This window comes from Streptomyces aurantiacus JA 4570 (assembly GCF_000414115.1).
In the GTDB taxonomy this organism is placed as follows: domain Bacteria; phylum Actinomycetota; class Actinomycetes; order Streptomycetales; family Streptomycetaceae; genus Streptomyces; species Streptomyces aurantiacus_A.
In genome coordinates, this window is sequence record NZ_AOPZ01000381.1 from 1 (window position 1) to 4,687 (window position 4,687).

General features: G+C 73.3%; 2 protein-coding genes. Both read left to right on the forward strand.

Annotated features, from left to right (window positions below):
* Positions 1-207: response regulator transcription factor (locus STRAU_RS31485; RefSeq protein ID WP_037663157.1), on the forward strand; the 207-nt coding region annotated here is incomplete at its 5' end.
* Between the two features lie 482 nt (positions 208-689).
* A partial coding sequence (locus STRAU_RS31490) for a non-ribosomal peptide synthetase (RefSeq protein WP_158692172.1) occupies positions 690-4,687 on the forward strand: 3,998 nt, incomplete at its 3' end.

The window sequence follows — 4,687 nt, forward strand, 5'->3', positions numbered from 1 at the left end:
CGGCCCGGGGGACTCTCGCCACGCGAGCTGCAGGTGCTGGCGGAACTGACCGCAGGCCGCACCAACCGGGAGATCGCCGAGCGGCTGTACATCACGCCGCGCACGGTGGGGACCCACATCGAGCACATCCTCGCCAAGCTCGACCTCCCCAACCGCGCGGCCGCCGCCGCGCGAGCCGCCGCCTGGGGCATCGACCCCGCCCGCTGACAGGTCCAGCCCCGGGGGACAGGGCGGCCGCCGGGGGCGCTGTCGCCGCAGCCGCTCAAGGCGGACAATTCGGTAAATAGCGGATGGTTTCCTGTTGTCATGTCGACGGGACGGCCGCCCTGCCCGGTTTCTTTGTCGCGGAGGCGTCGAGAATGCCGGAGGGGCGTGCCGGTGAATCTCGCCGTGTCAGGTTTTTTATGGGCGGTTACCGCATGGCGGTGACATCCTTCGGGAAGCGATCGGGACCAGTACGGGCACAGCGAGGCCAGTACGGGCAGAGAAAGCCCATGCCGGTGGGGCGAGTTGTCGTCCTTTGACCACTCCGGCGGGAGGTAACCGCGGCACGCTGCCCTTTATTTCGCGCATCAACGGCGGGCGGATCGGATCCATTACGGGTCCGTTCCGGTATGCGAGGAACAGGAGCGGACTCAGTGATCTGTTTGTCTTCGGTGCGACGCGGGGCGTGGTTCATGGAGCGTCGCGTGGATGCGGCGACGGTTCCTGCGGACGTGCTCGTCCTGCGCCTGAAGGGCGAACTGGACGCGGACGCGCTGGCGTCGGCGGTCCGTGAGGTCACGGGCGCCGAAGGCGGCGGCGACGCCGGGCTGGTCCGGCGCGGCACCGACGGTCACGTGGTCAGCCTCCCGATGCGCGGCGAAGGCGAAGGTGACGGCTCCGGGCGGTCGGCGGCGCTCGTGCGGGACCTGGAGGCGGCGTACGCCGCTCACCGGCGAGGCGGTCCTCCCGGGCGTGAGCCGGACGACGCCTCCCGCGGCGCCGTCGGCACCGTGGAATTCGCCCTCGACGGCGAACTCCTGAACGCGGTCGAGGCGTTGGCCCGCCAGTGGGGCACCACGGCCCTCGGCGTGCTGGAGGCCGCGTTCGCGGTGCTCCTGCGGCGTATCGGCGGGAGCGACGGCCTGGCAGTGGGGCTGCCCATCGCCGGGGCTGGCGGGCCTGCGGGGACATCCGGGACTGTCAGAACTACCGGGACCGGCGGGCAGCCCGTTCCTCCCGGCCGACGCGCGGCGAGCCGCGTGTGGCTCTTCACCGACGCCTCGGCGATACCGGCGGATCTGTGGCACGACGATCCGTCGTTCGCCGCCCTGATCCGGCGCATACGGGAACAGGACGCGGGCACGCCGGACACGGGCGCACAGAGCGGCGAGGGGCTGCCGTTCGCCCTGCACCGCCCCCTTGACGGCAGCTCCGGCGGCGGGGCGACCGGTGTGCTCCAGTACGCCGACGCCGGGTGCGACCGGCAGACGGCCGAGGCGTTCGCTGAGCGGTTCGTGCGGGTCGTACGGCAGGTCGTGGCCGAGCCCGACCGGCCGCTCGGGACGGTCGGCGTGTCCTTGGTGCCGACGGGTCGACGCGAGTTGGAGGCGTGGCGGCGGCGCTGTCCGGGCCTCGTGGACGTGTGGCCGCTGACCCCGTTGCAGTCCGGTCTGCTCTTCCACGCGCTGTTGGGCGACTCCGCGCAGAGCGCCTATCGCATGCAGTTCGTACTTCACCTGCGAGGGCCGGTGGACGCAGAGCGGATGCGGGCCGCCGGTCAGGCCCTCCTGGACCGGTACGCGAATTTGCGCGTGGCTTTCCTGGCGGGCGCCGAAGGAGACCTGGCGCAAGTCGTCATGGCGGGAGTGGAACTGCCCTGGCGCGCGGTGGACTTGACAGGCGGCGAGACAGAGGCGACCGCCGGGGAATCCTTTGACGCGCTGCTGTCGGAGGAATTCGACAAACCCTTCGACATCGGCGCGCCTCCCTTGCTGCGCATGGCCCTGGCCCGGACCGGGAAAGAGCGGCACGAGCTTGTCCTGACGGCCCATCAAGTCCTTTTCGACGGACTTTCGCTGCCCGTTCTGGTAAGGGATCTGCAACGCCTTTACGCGGCGGGCGATGATGCCTCCGCAGCGCCCCGGAATCCCGAGTTCCGCGATTTCCTGGTGTGGCTGTCCGAGCAGGACCGGGACGGCGCCGCCCAGGCGTGGGCCGAGGAGCTGGCGGGGGTCACGGAGCCGACGCTCCTCGCGCCCGTCGTCACGGCGGGGGCGACCGGGGTCGGTCCCGAAGCGGGGGAGTCCGTGGACGCGGGGGCCGCCCCGACGGACCCGCGGACCGACGGGCTCGGTGAGGTCGAGGTGCGCCTGGCCGACGAGACCGCGCACGCGCTGTCCCGGCAGGCGGACTCGCTCGGCGTCACGCCGGACACCCTGGTGCAGGGCGCCTGGGCGCTCCTCCTCGGCGCCCTGACCGGACGGCAGGACGTGGTCTTCGGTGTGACCGTGCCCGGGCGTCCGGACGCGGTGGCGGACGTCGACGCGATGGCCGGTCTTTTCGTCAACACGCTTCCCGCGCGCGTGCGCCTCGCGCCCACGGACACCGTCGCGGACGTGCTGCGCGGCCTGGGGGAGCGGCAACAGGCCCTGCCCGGCCACGCCTGCGGCCTCACCGACATCCACCGGGCCACAGGCACGAGCCAGCTGTTCGACACCCTGGTGACATCCGTGAGCTACACGGTGGAGCACGGCGACGCGAGCGGCGCCGGCTTCGCGGTCACCGGTGTCCGCCCGTTCGTGGGCAACCACTACCCGCTCACGGTGACCGTCACCACCGAGCCGCACCTGCGCGTGGCCCTGCAGCACCGGCCGCACCTCGTCGGCCGCGCGGCCGCCCAGGACGTCGCGGAGCGGCTCGCGCACATCCTCGGGCAGATCGCCGCCGACCCCGCCACGACCGTCGGCCGCCTCGACCTGCTCACGCCCGCCGAGCGCGCGGACCTCCTGGACAGGCACGACGACACCGCCCCGCCGGTCGAACCGGACACCTTCCCCGGCATGTTCGAGCAGCGCACAGCCGCGACGCCCGACGCGGTGACGCTCGAATGCGGCGACGCTTCGCTGACGTACGCGGAGGTGGACGCCCGTGCCAACCGGCTCGCGCGCGAGCTGCTGCGGCGCGGTGTCACGACGGAGACGGCGGTGGCGGTGTCGCTGGGCCGCTCGCCCGACCTGGTGGTGACGCTGCTCGCCGTGATGAAGGCCGGCGGCGTCTACCTGCCGGTGGACCCGGCGTATCCCGCGGACCGGATCGCCTTCATGCTGGCCGACTCCGGTGCCCTGCTGGCCGTGGCGGACGCCGTCACCGCGGCGGAACTGCCCGACCTGGCCGTGCCCGTCCTGAGGTTGGACGACCCGGCCGTCACCGCGACGGTGGCGCGGCACGACAGCGGCCCGGTGACCGACGAGGAGCGGGGCGGTCCGCTCCGCGTCGCCCACACCGCGTACGTCATGTACACCTCGGGATCGACCGGGCGGCCCAAGGGCGTGGCCGTCACCCACTCCGGCATCGCCGCCCTCGTCGCGACCCAGCTCGCCCGCCTCGGCCTGAACGCCGCCAGCCGCGTGCTGCAGTTCGCCTCGCCGAGCTTCGACGCATCGGTCCACGAGCTGTGCACGGCGCTGTTCACCGACGCCACCCTGGTCCTCGCCCCGCCGGACCAACTGGTCCCGGGCGCCCCGCTGACCGGGACGATCGCCGAGCGGCGGATCACGCACAGCTTCCTGCCGCCCGCCGTGCTCGCCACGCTGCCGGCCGGCTCGCTGCCCACCGTGAACTCCCTGGTGGTCGGCGGCGACACGGCCACCCCCGAGCTCGTGACCGCCTGGTCCCCGGGCCGGCACATGGTCAACGCCTACGGCCCGACCGAGGCCACGGTGTTCGTGACCTTCAGCGACCCGCTGACCGCCGACGGCCGCACCCCGCCCATCGGCCGCCCCGTCGTCCACACGCGCCTGTACGTCCTCGACGACGCGCTGCGCCCCGTGCCGACGGGTGTGCCGGGCGACCTGTACCTGGCGGGCGACTCCCTGGCCCGCGGCTACCTCGGCCGCCCGGGCCTGACTTCCGAACGCTTCGTGGCCTGCCCGCACGGCGAGCCCGGCAGCCGTATGTACCGCACGGGGGACGTCGTCACCCGGGGCCGTGACGGTCAGTTCGTCTTCCACGGGCGCGCCGACGACCAGGTCAAGATCCGCGGCCACCGCGTCGAACTCGGCGAGGTGCAGGCCGCGCTGAGCGAGCACCCGGACGTCGCCCAGGCCGTCGTCGTCAGCGACGAGCGCGACGGCGACCGACGCCTCGTGGGGTACGTGGTGCCCGAGCCGGGCGCCCCCGCGCCGGCCTCCCGGGACCTGCGCGCGTTCGTGGCCGAGCGGCTGCCCGCCTCCATGGTGCCGTCGGTGGTCCTGCTCCTCGCCGAGGTGCCGCTGAACTCGAACGGCAAGGTCGACCGGCGTGCGCTGCCCGCCGCCGACCGGGCCGGTGCGGGGACGGGCCGGGCGCCGCGCACCGCGCGGGAGGAGGTGCTGTGCCGGCTGTTCGCCGAGGTGCTCGGGGTCGAGGGCGTCGGGATCGACGACGGCTTCTTCGACCTGGGCGGGCATTCGCTGCTGGTCACACGCCTGGTGAACCGGATGCG